The sequence below is a fragment of the Nonlabens sp. genome (assembly GCF_965657255.1).
Lineage (GTDB): Bacteria > Bacteroidota > Bacteroidia > Flavobacteriales > Flavobacteriaceae > Nonlabens.
The window spans coordinates 15,833-35,309 of record NZ_CBFHNM010000003.1 but is presented as its reverse complement, the minus strand read 5'-3'; the positions used below and the strand labels follow the sequence as shown (position 1 = coordinate 35,309).

The 19,477-nt window shown below is 36.0% G+C and carries 21 protein-coding genes; 14 read left to right on the top strand and 7 right to left on the bottom strand.

The window, feature by feature from the left end; translation table 11 throughout:
• The first annotated feature begins 45 nt into the window (after positions 1 to 45).
• The gene (pbpC, locus tag ACTF54_RS04405; RefSeq protein WP_438968832.1) at positions 46 to 2,415 is read left to right on the top strand and encodes a penicillin-binding protein 1C; all 2,370 of its coding nucleotides are present in this window, start codon (positions 46 to 48) and stop codon (positions 2,413 to 2,415) included.
• Between the two features lie 4 nt (positions 2,416 to 2,419).
• Here the strand turns inward: pbpC and ACTF54_RS04400 are convergent, their stop codons facing one another.
• Positions 2,420 to 2,884 (bottom strand): CYTH domain-containing protein, encoded by a 465-nt coding sequence (locus ACTF54_RS04400; RefSeq protein WP_347196504.1) that lies wholly within the window; start codon positions 2,882 to 2,884, stop codon positions 2,420 to 2,422.
• A gap of 363 nt (positions 2,885 to 3,247) precedes the next feature.
• The gene (locus tag ACTF54_RS04395; protein WP_347196505.1) at positions 3,248 to 3,916 is read right to left on the bottom strand and encodes an NAD-dependent epimerase/dehydratase family protein; all 669 of its coding nucleotides are present in this window, start codon (positions 3,914 to 3,916) and stop codon (positions 3,248 to 3,250) included.
• A gap of 56 nt (positions 3,917 to 3,972) precedes the next feature.
• Between ACTF54_RS04395 and dinB the strand changes: the two genes are divergently transcribed.
• Positions 3,973 to 5,064 carry a DNA polymerase IV gene (gene dinB / locus ACTF54_RS04390; protein WP_347196506.1) on the top strand — a complete coding sequence of 364 codons (1,092 nt, stop codon included), beginning with the start codon at positions 3,973 to 3,975 and terminating at the stop codon, positions 5,062 to 5,064.
• Between the two features lie 56 nt (positions 5,065 to 5,120).
• Complete coding sequence (locus ACTF54_RS04385; RefSeq protein ID WP_347196507.1) at positions 5,121 to 5,624, top strand: PAS domain-containing protein; 504 nt, start codon at positions 5,121 to 5,123, stop codon at positions 5,622 to 5,624.
• Positions 5,625 to 5,696: 72 nt separating this feature from the next.
• Here the strand turns inward: ACTF54_RS04385 and pyk are convergent, their stop codons facing one another.
• From pyk to ACTF54_RS04360, 5 genes are all read right to left on the bottom strand, one after another.
• Positions 5,697 to 7,127, bottom strand: a complete 1,431-nt coding sequence (gene pyk, locus ACTF54_RS04380) for a pyruvate kinase (RefSeq protein ID WP_347196508.1) — start codon at positions 7,125 to 7,127, stop codon at positions 5,697 to 5,699.
• Complete coding sequence (locus ACTF54_RS04375; RefSeq protein WP_347196509.1) at positions 7,127 to 7,615, bottom strand: IPExxxVDY family protein; 489 nt, start codon at positions 7,613 to 7,615, stop codon at positions 7,127 to 7,129. Before ACTF54_RS04375 ends, pyk begins: the two co-directional genes overlap by 1 nt.
• A gap of 179 nt (positions 7,616 to 7,794) precedes the next feature.
• The gene (gene rnc / locus ACTF54_RS04370) at positions 7,795 to 8,529 is read right to left on the bottom strand and encodes a ribonuclease III (RefSeq protein ID WP_347196510.1); all 735 of its coding nucleotides are present in this window, start codon (positions 8,527 to 8,529) and stop codon (positions 7,795 to 7,797) included.
• Positions 8,530 to 8,546: 17 nt separating this feature from the next.
• Entirely contained in the window at positions 8,547 to 9,794 is a 1,248-nt protein-coding gene (fabF, locus tag ACTF54_RS04365) for a beta-ketoacyl-ACP synthase II (protein WP_347196511.1), read from the bottom strand.
• 90 nt (positions 9,795 to 9,884) lie between these two features.
• A complete protein-coding gene (locus tag ACTF54_RS04360; RefSeq protein WP_015361896.1) occupies positions 9,885 to 10,121 on the bottom strand; it encodes an acyl carrier protein in 237 nt (78 codons plus the stop codon).
• 316 nt (positions 10,122 to 10,437) lie between these two features.
• Between ACTF54_RS04360 and purN the strand changes: the two genes are divergently transcribed.
• From purN to murI, 11 genes are all read left to right on the top strand, one after another.
• Positions 10,438 to 11,001, top strand: a complete 564-nt coding sequence (purN, locus tag ACTF54_RS04355; protein ID WP_438968831.1) for a phosphoribosylglycinamide formyltransferase — start codon at positions 10,438 to 10,440, stop codon at positions 10,999 to 11,001.
• Positions 11,001 to 11,483, top strand: a complete 483-nt coding sequence (gene rnhA, locus ACTF54_RS04350; RefSeq protein ID WP_347196835.1) for a ribonuclease HI — start codon at positions 11,001 to 11,003, stop codon at positions 11,481 to 11,483. Before purN ends, rnhA begins: the two co-directional genes overlap by 1 nt.
• A 64-nt stretch (positions 11,484 to 11,547) precedes the next feature.
• Positions 11,548 to 12,186, top strand: coding sequence for a hypothetical protein (locus tag ACTF54_RS04345; protein ID WP_438968830.1), 639 nt, complete (start codon positions 11,548 to 11,550; stop codon positions 12,184 to 12,186).
• Positions 12,187 to 12,493: 307 nt separating this feature from the next.
• Entirely contained in the window at positions 12,494 to 12,862 is a 369-nt protein-coding gene (locus ACTF54_RS04340; RefSeq protein WP_347196832.1) for a hypothetical protein, read from the top strand.
• A 134-nt stretch (positions 12,863 to 12,996) separates the two neighbouring features.
• Positions 12,997 to 13,809 carry an alpha/beta hydrolase gene (locus tag ACTF54_RS04335; protein WP_438968829.1) on the top strand — a complete coding sequence of 271 codons (813 nt, stop codon included), beginning with the start codon at positions 12,997 to 12,999 and terminating at the stop codon, positions 13,807 to 13,809.
• A gap of 66 nt (positions 13,810 to 13,875) precedes the next feature.
• A complete protein-coding gene (locus ACTF54_RS04330) occupies positions 13,876 to 14,589 on the top strand; it encodes a hypothetical protein (RefSeq protein WP_438968828.1) in 714 nt (237 codons plus the stop codon).
• Complete coding sequence (locus ACTF54_RS04325) at positions 14,577 to 14,822, top strand: hypothetical protein (RefSeq protein WP_347196829.1); 246 nt, start codon at positions 14,577 to 14,579, stop codon at positions 14,820 to 14,822. Before ACTF54_RS04330 ends, ACTF54_RS04325 begins: the two co-directional genes overlap by 13 nt.
• A complete protein-coding gene (locus tag ACTF54_RS04320; protein WP_438968827.1) occupies positions 14,813 to 15,691 on the top strand; it encodes a T9SS type A sorting domain-containing protein in 879 nt (292 codons plus the stop codon). Before ACTF54_RS04325 ends, ACTF54_RS04320 begins: the two co-directional genes overlap by 10 nt.
• Positions 15,692 to 15,922: 231 nt before the next feature.
• Positions 15,923 to 16,153, top strand: a complete 231-nt coding sequence (locus ACTF54_RS04315; RefSeq protein WP_347196827.1) for a FeoA family protein — start codon at positions 15,923 to 15,925, stop codon at positions 16,151 to 16,153.
• A complete protein-coding gene (feoB, locus tag ACTF54_RS04310) occupies positions 16,146 to 18,266 on the top strand; it encodes a ferrous iron transport protein B (RefSeq protein ID WP_438968826.1) in 2,121 nt (706 codons plus the stop codon). Before ACTF54_RS04315 ends, feoB begins: the two co-directional genes overlap by 8 nt.
• Before the next feature lie 262 nt (positions 18,267 to 18,528).
• Positions 18,529 to 19,314, top strand: coding sequence for a glutamate racemase (murI, locus tag ACTF54_RS04305; protein WP_347202398.1), 786 nt, complete (start codon positions 18,529 to 18,531; stop codon positions 19,312 to 19,314).
• The last annotated feature ends 163 nt before the right edge of the window (positions 19,315 to 19,477 follow it).

Sequence of the window (19,477 nt, the reverse complement as noted above, 5' to 3'; positions counted from 1 at the left end):
AGGTTTTCACGTTCTTTAAACTCAAAGAATCCGTAGATTCAAGCAGTGAAAAAATTGCTCTTTAAACATAAAATCAAACTCAGCGTCCTAACGATTTTGCTCGTATGGTATGCAGTATGTTTACCAGAAAAACTATTTGATGTTCCTTATTCTACTGTTATAGAAAGTAAGGATGGCAGGTTACTCGATGCACATATTGCAAAAGATGAACAGTGGCGTTTTCCTGCTGTAGACTCTGTTCCCTATCGTTATAAACAAAGTCTTTTGCAGTATGAAGATGCCCATTTTTACAGCCATCCCGGTTTTAATCCTGTTTCTATAGGAAAAGCACTGGCAGATAATATCTCGGCTGGAAAAGTAGTTCGTGGTGGAAGTACGATAACGCAGCAAGTAATTCGACTAGCGCGCAAAAAGGACCGCAACTATTATGAGAAATTTATAGAGCTGATTTGGGCGACGCGATTGGAAATACGGCTTTCTAAAGAAGAGATTCTTGAACTATATGCAAGCCATGCACCTTATGGTGGTAACGTGATCGGTCTGGATATGGCGGCGTGGCGTTATTTTGGCAGAAAACCTCATGAATTAAGTTGGGCAGAAAGTGCTACGCTAGCTGTATTACCTAATGCGCCAGGATTAATATATCCTGGAAAGCGAGAAAGTTTACTTAAAGAAAAACGGGATCAGGTTTTGCTCAAATTAAAAGAGGAAAACATCATCACAGAAATGGATTACGAACTCGCCATTTCTGAAAACGTGCCAACTCAAGATTTTAGAGTGCCGCAACTGGCGCCACATTTACTGCAACGAGCTAACAAGGAATACGGCACAAAAAAACTGCGCACCAGTATAGACTATGAAATGCAGGAAACGGTGAATCGTATTGTAAAAAATCATCACAGAATTTTACAACAAAATGGAGTGAACAACCTTGCCATGCTGGTTCTGAACGTAAAAACCCAAACCGTTGCTGCTTACGTGGGAAATGCGCCTACAACTAGAGAACACAGCAAAGATGTAGATATTATCACTGCACCACGTTCTACAGGCAGCGTTTTGAAGCCTTTTTTATATGCTGCGATGCTGGACGATGGAGAGTTGTTACCGCACAGTCTTGTAAAAGACACGCCTACCATAATCGACGGTTTTTCTACAGAGAATTATGATAAGAAATATACAGGAGCGATTCCAGCTTCTCAAGCTTTATCTAGGTCTTTAAATGTTCCTGCGGTACGACTGCTACGCGAGCATACCGTACCGCGATTTTACAATAAATTGCAAGATTTAAAACTTTCTGACCTCAATCGTGGTGCAGGCACTTATGGATTAAGCTTGATAATCGGCGGTGGCGAGAGCAGCCTTTGGGACATGAGCCGCGCTTACTTAGGAATGGCCAAAACCTTAGAACTTTACACAGAGAACAGCAGTCAGTATGATCCAAAGATTATGAATCGATTGAGTTATCTCGATAGTAGTTTTGATCTCGCTTTCGCGAAAGCGGAAACCGCCAGAAACAATAAGCAAATAAACTGGTCTTTAGAACCATCTATCTATGGTGCAGGAAGTATTTACCACACATTTGAAGCGATGAAAATGGTCAACAGACCAGAAGGTGAGGAAATCTGGCACTTTTTTAATCCTGATAGAGAAATAGCCTGGAAGACAGGAACGAGTTTTGGAAATCGCGATGCATGGGCGATAGGCGTAACACCAAAATACATCATAGGCGTCTGGACAGGAAATGCCGACGGTGAAGGACGTGCTGAAATGACCGGAATAGACAGCGCTGCACCGGTACTTTTTGATTTATTCAATCGCTTGCCTACGCAACAATGGTTTGCGCCACCTTATGACGATATGCTAGAAGTACAAACCTGCGTACAATCAGGCTATCTGGCAACGCCATTGTGTGAAATTATTCATCAATATATTCCAGCCGTAGGAGAAAAATTTGCTTCGTGTCCGTACCATAAAGCCATCAATCTGGACGCCACAAAAACTTATCAAGTGAATGCCGACTGTGAACCGGCATCTCAAATAATTACAGAGTCATGGTTCACGCTGCCGCCAGTCATGTCTTATTATTATGCACGATCTAATCCTAGTTATCAGACTTTGCCTGATTACAGAGCAGATTGCGTTCCTGCCACAGATGATGTGATGCGTTTTATTAAACCAAAACACAATACTACAATTACTTTAACTAAAAATGTAAAAGGCGAGCAAAATAGCGCTGTTTTTGAAATCGCTCATATAAAAAGTGATACGGAAGTTTATTGGTATATGGATGATGAGTTTCTAGGAGCTACCAAAAACTTTCATGAACTTGCTATTTCTGGTAAAAAAGGAAAACGACTCATTACCGCGGTTGATGAAGATGGGAATGATGTGCGGATTTATGTGGTTTTTGAGTGATATTTTACCACTTACAAAAAGGCTTCTCACTGATATAAGAGTTATAATAACGTTTGTCACCTGTAACTTCTTTACCGATCCAATCTGGTAGGGAGAAGACTTCTTCTTCAGACTGCAACTCGATCTCAGCTAGAGTAAGGCCGTTGTTTTCTCTGTGAAAGATGTCTATTTCCCAGATATGTTGTCCTATTTTGACTTCGTATCTGGTTTTATCAATCACGCCTGGTAAACAGAGTTGCAAAAGTTCCTCAGCTTCTTGAGTAGTAATTTCTTTTTCCCATTCATAACGAGACAGACCGCTGTCGTTTGATTTTCCTTTTATGGTTAAAAAACCTTGATCGCCTTTTACTCGCACGCGAACGGTTCTTTCGGGATCTGTGGATACATAACCTTGCGTGATACGTTTTCCAGCTTCGTCTTTAAGGAAATCGGTTGTTTTAAGAAGGAATTTGCGTTCTATTTCTGTCATGGGTGGTTCAATTGTTATGCAAGATAGGATTTTGAAAAGATTGTCATCCCAGAAAATTTAGCGTTTCATAATTTTAATAAGTACGAACGGCTTATTCCAAATTTATCTGGGATCTGTTGGTTGTATGTTTGAGTCAATTAAATTTGTTTTTAATATCGTATCGATCCTATCCGACCACAGCTCTCTACCGTTCGCTTTGCCCACCTTTCCTTTGCTAAGGAAAGGAGTTTATGAGTGTTTCATTTGATAAAGTTTTTGAGATTTTATAAGCCAACTATTTTAATTGGCATTGTCTAGATCTTGTATTTAATAACAAATGCGTTCATGTTAATAAGATCCTAGATAATTTGCTTAGGCGAATTTCTAGGATTGGTGACTTATAGCGATCTCTTTTAATTCATCACTTTCAATTCTTACCTTATCATAACCGTTTACAGCTACATAAATCATCGCTTTTGCAATGGTTTCTGGTTCTATAGTGCGGTATTTTTTCAGGAAGCCGATTAATAATGGGTCAATGAGTTTTTGAAACTTTTTCCAAGCACTTTCAAAGGATCGTTTTTCCTCTCGATCACCACCTATTAAAGCCGGTTGTACAAAATAGGATTCGGTAAATCCTAATGCTTCTATATCTCGTTCCATTTCTCCTTTGCCACGATTGTATATAAAGCTGCTATCTGGATTGGCTCCTAAAGCCGAGATGGCAATTACTTTTTGAATTCCGTTTTTTAGAGCCACTTGAGAAACTTGCAGCGGTAAATCGTGTTCAATTTTATAATAGGTTTCTTTATCAGGCGTTTTGGCTTGCGTCGTTCCTGTGCAAATAAATAAATGATCGCCTTTTAATTGCTCCTGATAGGTTGTAGAATCAAATAAATCAGCTAAGTGATTTTTGTGTTTTGGGTGATTGTTTTCAATTCGCTTCCGCGAAAGCGTAACTACCACATCATATCTAGAATCTTCTATTAATTGATTGAGTAAAATGTTACCTGTTAATCCTGTTGCACCGATGATGATGGCTCTAAAACCCATTTGAGAAGTATGTTAATGTATATCGTTTTCTTTGTGAAAGGTAGTAATTTTGAAGTATGCATGAACTGGCAGATAGAAAAATTATACATGTTGATATGGATGCGTTTTATGCTTCTGTAGAGCAGCATGATAATCCAGACTTGCGTGGTAAACCTATTGCTGTAGGTGGTGGCAGTGATCGTGGTGTTGTAGCAGCAGCTAGTTATGAAGCTCGCAAATACGGCGTGCGCAGTGCGATGCCCAGCGTTACGGCAAAACGTTTGTGTCCAGATCTTATTTTTGTAAAATCTAGATTTGATAGATATCGAGAGGTATCTGCGCAGATAAGAGAGATTTTCCATGATTATACAGACCTTGTAGAGCCGCTTTCCTTAGACGAAGCTTATCTGGATGTTACTGAGAATAAATACAACTTTCCCAGTGCAACGATCATCGCTTATGAAATAAGAAGGCGCATATATGAGACTACAGGAATTACGGCAAGTGCAGGAATATCAGTAAATAAATTTATTGCTAAAACAGCTAGTGATTATAACAAACCTAACGGTCAGAAAACCATCGTGCCTGAAGAAATTATAGAGTTTCTAGAAGAGCTAGAAATCCGCAAATTTCATGGAATAGGTAAGGTAACGGCAGAGAAGATGTACCAATTCGGGATTTTTACTGGAAAAGATTTGAAAAGAAAGTCTCTAGAGTTTTTAGTAGAGAGTTTTGGTAAAAGTGGTAGTCATTACTATAAAATCGTACGAGGTATTCATAAAAGCCCAGTAAAACCAGATCGAATTAGAAAATCTCTTGGTGCCGAACGCACTTTTTCTGAAAATATATCGAGTGAAGTTTTTATGAAAGAGCGACTGATTCAAATTGCTGAAGAGATTGAAAAACGTATTGCAAAATCTGATGTATCCGGTAAAACAGTCACTCTTAAGATCAAATATAGAGATTTTAAAACACAGACTAGGAGTAAGACTTTGCCCTATTTTATACGTGATAAGCAACCAATTTTAAATACTGCTGTAGAGCTTATGGAGCAAGAAAGTTTTCGTGAAAGCGTACGCCTTTTAGGAATTACTTTGAGTAATTTAAATACCGGAACAGTTGAAGAGAAAGAATCTTTTGTTGAGGTTCAATTGGGTTTTTCTTTCTAAAAGTTTAACAGTTTTATTCGTTGTTTTTTCTTACAATAGTACATATTTGTAAGTTCATGAGGCTTCAAGATTCACAATTTACTATTATCGAGAATGAAATCAAAACCACTCCTTTGCTTTCTTGGGATATTGTAAAGTTATTATTGTGGGATCTAGAAGTAACAATTTTTAAAAATCTTGATAAGATAGCGCTTGAAAATAATTGGCATTTTAAGTACTTCATTGATGGATATACTCATTTTAAAGGATACAGTATCATTCTGGTAGATCACAAGTTAAGAATCTGTGCGGCCTCTTCTAATATTAAGATAATGACAGGTTACAGTTCAGAAGAGGTTTTAGGTAGAACTGCAAATTTTGCACATGGTGAACAAACTAATTCAGACTGTAAATTTTTATCAACAATTGCGATCGATGAAGAGTTACCTTTTCACAGCAGGCTTGTATACTATGATAGTAGTGGCAATCCATACGGTTGTGAAACTCACGCCTTTCCTATTTATAATGATCTAGGTAAATTATGCCATTACATAGCTTTTGAGCAGGCGTATTCCGTTTAATGATTATATAATGATCAAAAAAAACCGCTTGTTTAAATAACAAGCGGTTTTAGTCACTTTTTTGGAATTTTCTTATTCTACTTCAGATACTCTTAAGGTATTTACCATTCCTTGATTAGCAACAGGCATAGAAACAAGGTTGATTAAAAAGTCTCCTTTTTCTACAAATTTCTTATCCTTTGCAAACTTATTGACATCTTCTATAGTCTCATCAGTACTAACATAACGATCATAAAGGAATGCTTTTACACCCCAAAGTAAGCTTAGTTGCGTCAATATACGTTCATTACTGGTGAAAGTAAGAATGTGTGCATCTGGTCTCCAGGCACTAATTTGAAACGCTGTGTAACCAGAATTAGTCATGGTAGTAATGGCTTTTGCGTCCATTTCATCGGCCATTTTTGCAGCGTGATAACAAACAGATTTAGTAATATATCTTTTAGTTTTAATGTGTGGTGCAGAGTAAGGGACTGAAATCAACTCACTGTCTTCCACAGCTTTACAAATACTCGCCATTTTTTCAATTACTTGAACAGGATATTGTCCTACTGACGTTTCTCCAGATAGCATCACAGCATCAGCACCATCCATTACAGAGTTTGCTACATCATTTACTTCAGCTCTAGTAGGAGTAAGGCTAGTAATCATCGTTTCCATCATTTGTGTTGCGATAATGACAGGAATACGTGCTTTCTTTGCTTTAAGAACTAAAGTTTTTTGTATTAAAGGAACTTCATGTGCAGGAATTTCCACACCTAAATCTCCACGAGCTACCATTAATCCGTCACAATAGGCGACAATTTTATCGATGTTTTCTACTGCTTCTGGTTTCTCAATTTTTGCAATAATTGGAATTTTATGCTCAGAGTGTTCTTTGATCAATTCTTGTAACTCCATCAGATCACGACTGTGACGTACAAAAGATAGGGCCATCCAGTCTACTTGAAGTTCACAAGCAAATATGGCATCTACTACATCTTTTTCTGTTAATGCAGGAAGAGAGATTTCAGTTTGTGGTAGGTTAACCCCTTTTTTAGATCGCAATGGACCGCCTTGAATAACTTTTGTAACAACATCTTTTACACCATCAGTTGATATGACTTCAAACATTAATTTACCGTCATCTAAAAGAATGCGTTCACCAGCTTTTACATCCCTAGGAAAATGCTCATAGTTCATATAAACACGTTCTGCAGTTCCTTTAAAAGGTTTTCCTGTAGAGATGATGATTTGATCACCAGGATTTACAACTACCTCTTCTTTCATAACGCCTACACGCAGTTTAGGTCCTTGAAGGTCTCCTAAAATACCAGTAGCAAATCCATATTCTTTATTTATATCACGTATCATTTGTACGCGTTCTCTTACTCCTTGATGGTCTGCATGAGAAAAGTTAATTCTAAATACATTTACGCCTGCTTTCATCATGTCCAATAAAACTTCTTTTGTAGAAGTTGCTGGTCCTAGAGTTGCAACGATTTTAGTTTTTTTAGTGTTTGGCATTATTCAAATATTAAATAATCTTGTTGTTTTATTTTAAAAGTGTCTATTTGATAGGCACTTATTATTTGGGGTATTTCCCCTAATGTGTTTATTAGTTTCTTAAGTGGAAAATGATTTTCGTCTTTTTCAATTTTGAGTAAAAAATCAACGGTTCCATATTCTTTGATCAGTAAGGTTTTCACTATTTTAGAATCAGTAGAATCAAACAAACCTGTCATAGCATTTTCTTGATTTGATATACCCCAAAATTTATTTGGTATCAAATAAAAAGCCGCATTTTCCTCTTTATTAAAGTATTTATACACTGGATAATTTGCAGTGTAGGCTTGTTGTAAAACATCTTGATCCGTATTAGTTCTGCTAAAACTTACCTGTAAATACTTGTTTATCATGTAAGCCATTCTGTAAGGTTCTGTAGTAGAATGTATGGCAATCAATATATATGGCTCTTCTTCAACTTCCCAATCTATTAATTTGTGAACCGCCATTTAAAAATGTTTAACCTTGCTAATTTAAGAATACTAGGAGCAATTTTACTGAGCATTAACTTTAAATAAAGGTAAAAAATTACGAAAACGATAGTAGTTTAAGGTATAATTATCAGATTATCAATTTTTCGCTTTCGCGAAAGCGAAAAAACATTAGGATATACTATAATCTACCATGTTTAAAACTTATCCTGTAAAGCAAAAAAGGCACGTTTGCTAGCTTTCTCTTCTGCTTTTTTCTTTGAGGTTGCTCGAGCTTTTGCAATTACTCGTTGATCAATGGATAACTTAACGGCAAAATGCCTGATTTCATCAGCACCTGTATCTTCGTAAGTGTGATAGTCAAACTTCTTTTTATGCTTCTGGCACCACTCAATAAGAAGGCTTTTATAAGAGATGACTTTTCCTTCTAAATTTTCAATATCTACGTATGGTTCAATGACTTTTTTACAGATGAATTTTTTGCAAACCACATAACCTCGATCTAGATAAACCGCTCCTACAAGTGCTTCAAATAAATTGCCATGAATATTTGCACCAAAATTGCGAGTAGGAACTTGTGTTTGAGCATATTTGATAAGGTCAAAGTCTACACCTAATTCATTAAGGTGTTCTCTACTTACTATTTTAGAACGCATTTTTGTGAGATAACCTTCATCACCACTAGGAACTTCATTGTAAATATACTCGGCAATCACGCCACCAAGAATTGCATCTCCTAAAAATTCAAGACGCTCATAACTTTTAGGAAAACCTTTATCTGTTTTTAATCCCATTGATTTATGGGTAAAAGCAGTTTCATAAATAGAAATATCCTGAGCCTTGAAGCCAGTTATTTTTTTAATTGCATTAGATAAAGTCCCGTTGGTAGAAGAACTACTGCGAGATTTAAATATTTTGCTAATTCTATTCATAAAACTAAAAGACCTGGTTAGATCTTTCTAAATGCAATACAACAGTTATGACCACCGAACCCAAACGTGTTACTAAGAGCAATATTTACTTCTCTACGTTCTGGTTGATTAAGAACTAATCTTAATGATGGATCAATATTTTCATCCACTGTAGTGTGGTTGATAGTAGGTGGAATGATTCCTTCTCTTATCGCCATTACACTTGCTATAGATTCAATCGCTCCTGCAGCACCTAGAAGGTGACCAGTCATCGATTTTGTAGAATTAATACTGATATTTGATGAATGATCTCCAAAAACAGCCTTAATAGCATTCAACTCTGCAACATCACCTAATGGTGTAGAAGTTCCATGAGTATTGATGTGATCTACATCTTCAGGATTGATACCTGCATTTTGTAATGTGTTTTTCATTACAGCTATAACACCACGTCCTTCTGGATCTGGTGCTGTAATGTGATAGGCATCACTAGAGAAACCACCACCTATAACTTCGGCATAGATTTTTGCACCTCGAGCTTTTGCATATTCATAATCTTCTAAAACTAGTGCGCCAGCGCCTTCTCCTAGAACGAACCCATCTCTGGTTGCGTCAAAAGGGCGGCTTGCAGTTTCTGGACTTTCATTGCGAGTAGACAAGGCATGCATAGCATTAAATCCACCCATTCCAGCTTGTGCAACAGCAGCTTCAGAGCCACCAGTTACAATCACATCACAATGTCCTAGTCTAATATAATTGACAGCATCTAGCATAGCGTTTGCACTAGAAGCGCACGCAGATACAGTTGTGTAGTTAGGTCCCATAAATCCATACTTTATAGAGATATGTGCCGGTGCTATGTCTGCAATCATTTTAGGTATAAAGAAAGGATTAAAACGTGGTACGCCGTTGCCGGCTGCAAACGATTTTACTTCTTCCTGGAAAGTTTCTAAACCACCTATTCCTGCACCCCAAATGACACCAACTCTATATTTATCTATAGAATCCATGTTTAGTCCAGAGTCTGCTATCGCTTCATCTCCTGCTACCAGTGCATACTGGGCAAATCGATCCATGCGTCTAGCTTCCTTGCGGTCTATAAAATCGGTAACCGTAAAATTCTTCACCTCGCAAGCAAATTTTGTCTTGAAATGTTCTGTGTCAAAATATGTGATAGGAGCACAACCGCTCTTACCAGCTTTTAACGCCTCCCAATATTCCTCTAGGTTATTCCCTATAGGAGTAAGGGCACCCATTCCTGTAATGACAACTCGCTTTAATTCCATGTGTAATTTTACTTTATACTTAAAGAGCTTAAAAATACCTCAAAAAATCATGAATTGATCTTTAAAAGTATTTCTAAGCTCAAAATAGTATTACGCTTTTGCTTCTTCTATATATGAAACAGCTTGACCTACAGTTGCGATGTTTTCTGCTTGATCGTCTGGGATCTGGATATCAAATTCTTTTTCAAATTCCATGATCAACTCAACTGTATCGAGTGAATCTGCGCCTAAGTCGTTTGTGAAGCTTGCTTCTGTTACAACTTCGTTCTCGTCAACACCTAATTTGTCTACGATAATTGCTTTTACTCTTGATGCAATGTCTGACATAATAATCTAATTTTAATTTTAAATGAATCGCAAAAATAACAAACTTTGCGTTAATACCGTTTCTAGTTTAAAATAACTACAAAATAAAAAGATAATATTTGTCTTTATACGAGTTATTGAAATCAAGCATAGCCATCGCTACGGTTTCTTTCAAAAATGAAGTAGAAAGGGAAATAGTGCTTTTTATGTAATTATTTTGAGGTGGAAATGGTATCGTACAATGTTTTAGTCATTTGAGTTAACTTGCAATTTCATTTATTGATGTATAATGAACTAACTCAACTCACGGTTTACAACAAGCCTGCCATTAATTTTTATGAAGAAAATAGTAATTTTAGCTAGCGGTAATGGTACTAATGCTCAGTCAATTATGGATAGATTTGTAGACTCTAATTCCATTCAAGTTTCTTTGATTTTATCTAATAAACCTCAAGCATATGTGTTAGAAAGAGCACGACTAGCTGGTATCCCTGCCATGAGTTTTAATAGGTACGCTTTCGCGAAAGCGGGACAAATACAATCTATTTTAAACCAAGAACAGCCCGATTTGATCGTTTTGGCGGGATTCTTATGGAAAATTCCAAGTTTTTTAATCGAAGACCATCCTGATAAAATTATCAACATTCATCCTGCATTGCTACCTAATTATGGTGGAAAAGGCATGTATGGCATGAATGTACACCGATCTGTGATTGAAAATAAAGAAAAAGAAAGTGGAATAACCATTCATTATGTAAATGAAAACTATGATGAAGGAGCGATTATTAAGCAAGCTAGCTGTACAATTGATCAACATGATACTGCCGAAGATCTTGCCGGCAAAATTCATAATTTAGAACAACAACATTTTGCTGCCACCATTGAAGAATTATTGAAGTAATGGAAGAAGTTCACATTTATACGGACGGTTCTTCTAGAGGAAATCCTGGTCCTGGTGGCTATGGTATCGTAATGATTGCGGTAGGAAAAAATTTTAAAAAAGAGTTTTCTCAAGGCTATCGTAAAACGACTAATAATCGTATGGAATTACTTGCCGTGATTGAAGCATTAGAAAAAATTAAACCAGATCATAAAGTTGCTATAACGGTTTACACAGACAGCCGCTATGTAAGTGACGCGATCAATAAAAACTGGATGGCCGGCTGGATCAAACGCAAATGGAAAAATGTGAAGAATCCAGATCTATGGAAACGATTCCTAAAGGTTTACAATAGAACGCAACCTAAGATGCAATGGGTAAAAGGGCATAACGATCACCCTATCAATGAACGATGTGATGCGCTAGCTGTGAATGCAGCGCTGGATAAATCAAATCATTTAGTAGACGAAGGGTTTGAAACGGCAGAGAAAGGTTTGTTTTAGTTTTATTATTTTCAAAAGACTTATTTTGACAGAAGATCCTTGTAAAGTTCTAAATCTTATGATTATGAAAAATCTTTTCAACGATTTGTCAAACCGCATTTATTGCGGTTTCGCTATAATCCTATCGCTATGTTTATTAATTGCTTGCGACAGCGACGATGCACCATCTCAAGAAAGTTTATTACCGCCTATAACCATGACAGGAGAAAATACCTTTGGCTGTTTGGTTGGTGGAAAATATTTTAGACCTAGGGATGGTAGAAGTACTATTAATAGTGATAATAAGGGACTTAGAATTGTTCAAACAGAAAATGAAAATCTCGAATTTCATGTTTATGATCGAAAGAGCGATAGAACTGGTTCACTTTTCATTCATTTGGAAAATTTGTTTGTTTTAAATGAAGGTTATTACAATGTTAAAACAGCTACTGGCTTACGTGGATTAGATGGACCAAATCATAATTATATTTATGGAAGATTTTGGAAAAATTCAGAAGTAGGCTATCAAAATTATGTTTCTTTCGAAAATTCTGGTAATGTTGAAGTTACAAATAGAGAATTTATACCGAATGAATCAAATATATATTCAGGCACATTCCATGTTAAGTTAATAAACTTTGATGATGTGACAGACACTATACAAATTAGTAGAGGACGTTTCGATTTAGAAGCATTTAGCTCACAACAACATAACTGGGATTAAAAAGACTGCCGCAGCAACGGCAGTCTATAAATGCTTAACAGCAACACTCTTATTTATTAACCATTAAACATTCAAATTTATGAAAAGAATTATTCTTAGCATAGGGCTAGCACTATCCTTATGCAACGCCACGGCACAAAATCAAGAAAAAACACTTGATGATGCTCTGGTCAATGTCAACCAAACTACTGTGACAGTGGTATTATCTATGAACGTACATTACAATTAGCCAATCTCTATAATTTTAATAGAGAAGAGGGTTTTTGATACGGCTAATAACAGATACTTTAGACAAGCATTACTGGAAATGTATAATGCGAGTAATAAGAATCTATTTACCTCTCTAGATCAATTAGATAATCAATTAGAACAGGATAATAATAATAATATCGTTCCTGTTGGAATACTAAATACTGATTTTCAGTTATTAAATTACAATTTAGATAATGAACAGGCAGGTGGTTTGCTTTATAATGAAGAGGATAATGAATTTACACAAATAAGTGGAAAAGTGCCTTTTTACACTTTACATACAACAGTTATTTCACCATTGAAAAAAGCGGTTGAAGGAAACGATGTTACCTATAAGCTCAATATCAATTATTTGTTTCAAAATCAGCAACAAAAGATCAAGACTTTATCCGCAGATTTTGGTGATAGCGTTAACGAACTTTAATTACTAATCAACAACTTATTTCTCAAATTATTACAGTTCCTTATGCTATTAACGGTATAAAAACCGCTACTTATCAAGTTACTTATGAAGATAACAGTTCGCTTACTACTTATTCTACGCTATATTTTAAGAAAATGCAAGGTCTACAAAAGAGTATCGGATTGCTGTGCGCTGGTACACAAGGATTAGGAACTACAAAAAATGATACTTTACAGGCTGATATTTCTTTTCAAGGCTATAATCAAGATCCATCAGATCCTAATCGAGATCCAACCATTAAAGCAAAAACTCAATACCGCACCTATTTTGCAGATAATAACTCTACTGGAATAGTGAATAATCCTATTATCCTATTAGATGGTTTTGACCCAGGAGATAAACGTAAAATTGAAGATTGCGATTGTGAAAATGATGCCGATTGTATAAGTGGCAATATGGACAGTGATAATAATTTTGACAGTATTAATTATGATAGTATTGTCGATTTGCAGGATTTTACTTTGAGTAATGGAGACGACGGAAATGCATTAGAAACCTTAAGAACAGAAGGCTTTGATGTTATTATTGTTAATCACCCTACTTACAAGACAGATGATTTAAACACTCCAATAGTTGACCCAGAAGAGGTTACTATAGACGGTGGAGCTTATTATATAGAAAGCAATGCTTTTGCACTGGTTAAATTATTACAGAAAACTAAAGCTCTACTGGTGGATAATGGTAGCGACGCCCAAATAAAACTCATAGGTCCTAGTATGGGTGGTCAGATTGCAAAATATGCCCTTTCTTATATGGAAAAACAAGAAGAGTTAACTGGTGACGAAGAATGGGATCACAATGTATCTCACTATGTCAGTTTTGACAGTCCACATTTAGGAGCAAATATACCTCTAGGAGATCAGGCTTTACTTTACTTATTGAGCGGCGAGTCTGCTGCTGCAAAATAATTTTATGAAGAAGAACTTGCTAGCTCAGCCTCTAGGCAGCAATTAATAGAATTTCATCAACCTAAAATGGTAGATTTCTTTGGCAATCAATTACCTAGTAGTAAAAACGTACAACAATCGCTACTCAATGCAAGTACTATTTCACAAGGTTTTTCTCAAGATCGTGGTAATGAATTTTTTCAGACACATTATAACAACCAGTTCAACAATGGGGTTCCAGGTTCCAATGGTTTTCCTTTAAAAACTGTTAATCTTGCCGTAGTAAATGGTTCTTTATCTGGTAGTACTCTAACAGATTATGTAGAAAATGAGCGAGCTTATCATTTTGGAAATGATAGCCAGCGTGTTTTTAATGCAACTGCTCATGCAAGAGTTAAAATTGATTTACCTATAGGAAATATAGTATTTAGAGTTCAAGTAGCTAGTTTAGATTCACATTTTATGCCTTCATCAGGAAGTTCTGATAAGAAAATCGCTGGATTTTCTAATATTCGTTCTTCTGAAAAAGTGACTAAAGCGCCTAACTTCAATACTAGAGGGAACATGGATAATGTTTCAGGTGGTTACTTTGATGTTCAAGGTCAGATTCAAAGTTCTATTGAAGGTGGACCACCACCATTTAATACAGTTAACCACATTCCCTTTTACCTTCTGCTCAAGGTTTTCTTTACTCGCAACTTCATTTATTTGGAGCAAATGCAAGCGGAGAATACCGTTTTAGCGACGGTAATAACCCTATCAATTCATTCATACCTACTTTTTCAGCTATGGCTCATTTAAATCCAGATCAAGATTGGAGCAATCCTTTAAGTTTTAATCTAACTTGCGAGTCAAATACCCTAACACCTTTTGACAGTTATTACGGTGAGAGTTTAAATACGGAGCATGTTAGTTTTAATCAAAAAAGTATAGATTGGTTACTAGGTAATTTTGCCTTGGATGTTGGAGATGTTTTAGCTCCAGTTTTCCCTATTGATACTGCTAGTTTTCAAGTCCAGAAACCATGTGTATAGGTGATATTGTTACTATAGGGTTTGAAGATGAGTGTAAAGTGGCAAGTGCTCCTACTTATATAGTACATAGCGATAATTTAAGAATAGTTTCTCAAAATGGATACTCTGCACAAGTGGAAGCACTTTCAAATGGAGTAGGTTACATACAAGTTAATATCAGTAATAGTGTGGGTCCTTCACAAGGCTTCGGTCGTCAAATTCATGTGGGTACTCCTAATTTAGATCATGCCTTTGTTACTGAAATTGATTCGGGCACCTTTTTATCTCTTTATCCACCTAATAATTTTTGTGATCTGGTAGCATTAAGAATAGATGGGATAGAACGATTTGATTTAGTGGATGAAATTGAAATGCAAAAATTACCTACATCTATAGCTTACTGGGATGGAGATCAAAGAACAGGAAGAGATAATACCGTAGGCATTTACCCTAATTGTAATGAACTTTTTAGATTTCAAGTTAGAGCTAGAAATGCTTGTGGATGGTCAGAATGGGTAGAATTTGTAAAAGATATAGACGGTTGCAGTAACGACTGCTCTACCACAAGTTCAAGCAATATCGTAAGTAACAATTTCATTATTTCTCCTGTACCAGCGAGAACCATTATTGCAATAGATATGATTCAAGATCCACAATGGACATTCTATACCAAGGCATGTAGTGATGGCATTGCAGATGTAGGTGGAACAACCCATTGTACCTATTTTGTGAGTATTCAATTATATGACTTTAGTGGTAATCAGGTTTTGAACATTTCTCATCATGAGTTAGGGACTTCGTTTGATATTTCTCATTTGACCACTGGTACTTATGTCATGCACGTTTCTCATGGCGGGCAAACTGAAATACACCAAATACCGATAAATTAGAACAATCTATTTTCTGAAGCCTCTATATTTTACAATAGAGGCTTCTTTATTTCAATATGATGTTTGTTGATTCCTCTTTCGTACTGAAACAAGTTCAGCATAAACTTCTATTTTCAAAAAAGAAAATAGAAAGCGAGATCCATCCACCTTCATACTTCTTTAACAACATAAATTTTACCAAATCATAATCATAGCTTATTTTTGCTTATTCAAATTTATTCTAAATAAGGCTTGATAACTACTGTAGCAGAATTAAAGAGAGGAGAAACCGCGATCATCAAGGAATTTGATGAAATAGACGTACCATTAAAATTACTGGAAATGGGTTGTTTACCTGGTAACAGAGTAACCATGATGCAATCAGCACCATTTAAAGATCCTATCTATCTAGATATCAATGGAACGCATCTCGCTATAAGAAGAGAAACTGCAGTCAAAATAAGCGTTGAAATCCATGGGTAAATCGATTAATGTATCTCTTATAGGTAATCCTAATACAGGAAAAACGTCTTTATTTAATAGATTAACTGGACTCAATCAACAGGTTGGTAATTATCCAGGAATTACTGTTGAGAAAAAAGAAGGAATTTGTAAACTGGATCGTGGTCTTAAAGCGCATATTCTAGACTTACCTGGAACTTATAGTTTAAACACCACTTCTCTAGATGAGAGTATTGTGGTAGAAACACTACTTAATAGAAATTCTAAAGACTTTCCAGATGTTGCGGTAGTAGTATCTGATATTGAAAACTTGAAGCGCAACCTTCTGGTCTTTACGCAAATTAAGGACCTAGAAATCCCTACAATTCTAGTCATCAATATGGCAGACCGTATGGAACGCAAAGCGATATCGTTAGATATTGAGCTTTTAGAAGAAGAACTGAATACTAAAGTAGTTCTAGTAAGTGCGCGTAAAAATCAAGGAATTGATAATTTAAAGGATGCTATAGCAAACTATAAGCAGTTAACGTCAGAGCCTTGTTTAAATGCATCGGTAATTGATGTAGAATATTTTGAAAAGCTTAAAAAAACTTATCCCAATCAATTGGTATATAAATTATGGCTGGTTATAACACAAGATGTCAACTTTGGTAAACTAGATCGCAATCGTGATATAGAAGATTTAAAACAACATAAGTTTGATATCAAATCAGAGTCAGACCTTAAGAAAATGCAACACAAAGAAACCGTTGTGCGTTACCAATTCATAAATGGTTTGCTTAAAAAAGTACTTTCTATTGATACGGAAAATGCAAAAGACTTACGATCAAGATTAGATCGCATATTACTTCATAAAGTTTGGGGTTATTTGATCTTTTTTGTGATTTTGCTGGTTATTTTTCAGGCTATTTATGATTGGAGTACGTATCCCATGGACTGGATTGATCAAGCATTTGCTAGTGCTAGCTCTTGGGTAAACACTGTTTTTCCTTCAGGACCACTAACAGATCTCTTTGCTGAAGGTATTATTCCTGGACTAGGTGGAATAGTCATCTTTATTCCTCAAATAGCGTTCTTATTTCTATTCATAGCCATTTTAGAAGAAAGCGGTTACATGAGTCGCGTGGTTTTTCTTATGGACCATATCATGAAGCGATTTGGACTAAGTGGTAAAAGTGTTGTTCCATTAGTGTCTGGAACAGCTTGCGCCATACCAGCGGTTATGGCTACAAGGAATATAGAAGACTGGAAAGAGAGATTGATTACTATTCTAGTCGTTCCTTTTACAACCTGCTCTGCTAGATTACCTGTTTACTTGATCATTATTGCTTTAGTAATTCCTGATGAGCGCATTTTAGGCGGCGCATTTAACATGCAAGGACTTACGTTAATGTTGTTGTATTTACTAGGTTTTGGTGCAGCCATATTTTCTGCCTGGGTGTTAAATAAGATATTACCTATAAAGCGCAAGGCATTTTTTGTCATGGAAATGCCAGCTTACAAATTACCGATGCTTAAAAACGTTGCTATTACAGTAATTGAAAAAACGAAGAGCTTTGTAGTCGGCGCTGGAAAAATAATCATGGCTATTTCTATAATATTATGGATTCTTGCTAGCTACGGCGTTGGAGATCAATTTAATGGAGCAGAAACTATTGTGAAAGAAAAATATGCTGACCAAAATTTAAGCGAGGCAGAAATGGATCAAAAAATTGCCTCTCATGAGCTAGAATATAGTTTTATAGGCTATATAGGAAAAGGCATTGAGCCAGCAGTAAGACCTTTAGGTTATGACTGGAAAATAGGAATCGCGATTGTTAGTTCTTTTGCAGCCCGTGAGGTATTTGTTGGTACTCTAGCCACTATTTACAGTGTAGAAAGCGATGGAGAAGAAGAACAAACTATCAAAAACCGTATGGCTGCAGAGACTAATCCTATTCTAGGTGGTCCATTATTTAATTTTGCTAGCGGTATATCCCTACTGTTATTTTATGCATTTGCCATGCAATGTATGAGTACGCTGGCGATTGTAAAACGAGAAACTAATAGCTGGAAATGGCCAGCCATTCAATTTGTATTCATGACGGCGGCCGCTTATTTTGCCGCTTTGGGTGCATTCCAAATTTTAAAATAATGTACATCGCACAGACCATCATAGTCATTTTAGCTGCTATTTTGGCAGTACTTTGGTTGTTTAGGAAAAGTTTATTTCCCAAAAAATTCAACTCTTCTAACTGTGGTGATGGCGATTGTGGATGTCATTAAACTTTAAAAATGTTGTTTATTCCGCTTTCGCGAAAGCGGTGTACTAAGAAAAAGTCTTTATAAAAATGGTCTTTTTTCTTTCCTCTTGAGGTGCAGCAATCTTTTCTTTTATTTCCCCTATTTTTACAACTATGAATGAGAATCCGATAGGTTTTTTTGATTCTGGTGTAGGTGGCACCAGCGTATGGAAAGAAGTAATAGAATTATTGCCTCATGAAAACACCATCTATCTAGCCGACTCAAAATACGCGCCATACGGTCGCAAGTCTAGAGAAGATATCATATCTCTTTGTATTAAAAACACAGAATTTTTACTGAAACAAAATTGTAAATTGATTGCTGTTCCTTGTAATACAGCTACCACAAATGCTATTTCTTATTTACGCGCTCATTATGATGTGCCGTTCATAGGTATTGAACCTGCGATAAAACCTGCTGCCATTCAAACGGATACTAAGAAAGTAGGGATTCTAGCCACAAAAGGAACTTTATCAAGTGAGTTGTTTAATAAAACTCATAAAGAGTTTACTCAAAATGTAAATACTATAGAGATAGTAGGTACTGGTATCGTAGAATTGATTGAGGCCGGTAAAAAGGATACAGAAGAAATGCGTGATCTACTTGTAGGGATTACAGAACCTTTTATGATCTCAGGAATTGACTATCTCGTTTTGGGTTGTAGTCATTATCCATATATCAAAGAAATGTTGCAAGATCTACTTCCTAGACGAGTACGCATCATAGATTCTGGGGCAGCAGTAGCAAGACAAACGCTCCATATTTTAAAAGAACAAAATTTGCTTAATGAAAGTGTAAAGCCTGGAGAGCATATACTTTATTCTAATTTACAAACACAGACCCTAGATTCTTTAACCAGCGAGATAGCAAATCGTGAGGTAGTTTTGTTAGATTTTTAGTAAACAACTAGAACAGCTAGATGGATTATTGGAATTAAGAATCTAAATAAAGCATTTCCCTTTTCCAAAGGGAAAACAGATTAAGCAACTTAACTTGTTGCTAACCAAAAGGGCTTCATATGATGCTAAAAGCCTGCTTTAAGCTCAGAACTTTTAAATAATA

Bases quoted from the DNA above. Each gene is read 5' to 3' on its own strand.
- murI (WP_347202398.1), top strand. From the start codon at position 18,529: ATGAATGAGAATCCGATAGGTTTTTTTGATTCTGGTGTAGGTGGCACC.
- ACTF54_RS04360 (WP_015361896.1), bottom strand. From the start codon at position 10,121: ATGTCAGACATTGCATCAAGAGTAAAAGCAATTATCGTAGACAAATTA.
- ACTF54_RS04340 (WP_347196832.1), top strand. From the start codon at position 12,494: ATGTATAATGCGAGTAATAAGAATCTATTTACCTCTCTAGATCAATTA.
- ACTF54_RS04325 (WP_347196829.1), top strand. From the start codon at position 14,577: ATGGCTCATTTAAATCCAGATCAAGATTGGAGCAATCCTTTAAGTTTT.
- ACTF54_RS04345 (WP_438968830.1), top strand. From the start codon at position 11,548: ATGAAAAATCTTTTCAACGATTTGTCAAACCGCATTTATTGCGGTTTC.
- ACTF54_RS04400 (WP_347196504.1), bottom strand. From the start codon at position 2,884: ATGACAGAAATAGAACGCAAATTCCTTCTTAAAACAACCGATTTCCTT.
- ACTF54_RS04385 (WP_347196507.1), top strand. From the start codon at position 5,121: ATGAGGCTTCAAGATTCACAATTTACTATTATCGAGAATGAAATCAAA.
- ACTF54_RS04330 (WP_438968828.1), top strand. From the start codon at position 13,876: ATGGTAGATTTCTTTGGCAATCAATTACCTAGTAGTAAAAACGTACAA.
- purN (WP_438968831.1), top strand. From the start codon at position 10,438: ATGAAGAAAATAGTAATTTTAGCTAGCGGTAATGGTACTAATGCTCAG.
- dinB (WP_347196506.1), top strand. From the start codon at position 3,973: ATGCATGAACTGGCAGATAGAAAAATTATACATGTTGATATGGATGCG.
- pyk (WP_347196508.1), bottom strand. From the start codon at position 7,127: ATGCCAAACACTAAAAAAACTAAAATCGTTGCAACTCTAGGACCAGCA.
- ACTF54_RS04335 (WP_438968829.1), top strand. From the start codon at position 12,997: ATGCAAGGTCTACAAAAGAGTATCGGATTGCTGTGCGCTGGTACACAA.
- fabF (WP_347196511.1), bottom strand. From the start codon at position 9,794: ATGGAATTAAAGCGAGTTGTCATTACAGGAATGGGTGCCCTTACTCCT.
- rnhA (WP_347196835.1), top strand. From the start codon at position 11,001: ATGGAAGAAGTTCACATTTATACGGACGGTTCTTCTAGAGGAAATCCT.
- ACTF54_RS04395 (WP_347196505.1), bottom strand. From the start codon at position 3,916: ATGGGTTTTAGAGCCATCATCATCGGTGCAACAGGATTAACAGGTAAC.
- ACTF54_RS04320 (WP_438968827.1), top strand. From the start codon at position 14,813: ATGTGTATAGGTGATATTGTTACTATAGGGTTTGAAGATGAGTGTAAA.
- feoB (WP_438968826.1), top strand. From the start codon at position 16,146: ATGGGTAAATCGATTAATGTATCTCTTATAGGTAATCCTAATACAGGA.
- ACTF54_RS04375 (WP_347196509.1), bottom strand. From the start codon at position 7,615: ATGGCGGTTCACAAATTAATAGATTGGGAAGTTGAAGAAGAGCCATAT.
- rnc (WP_347196510.1), bottom strand. From the start codon at position 8,529: ATGAATAGAATTAGCAAAATATTTAAATCTCGCAGTAGTTCTTCTACC.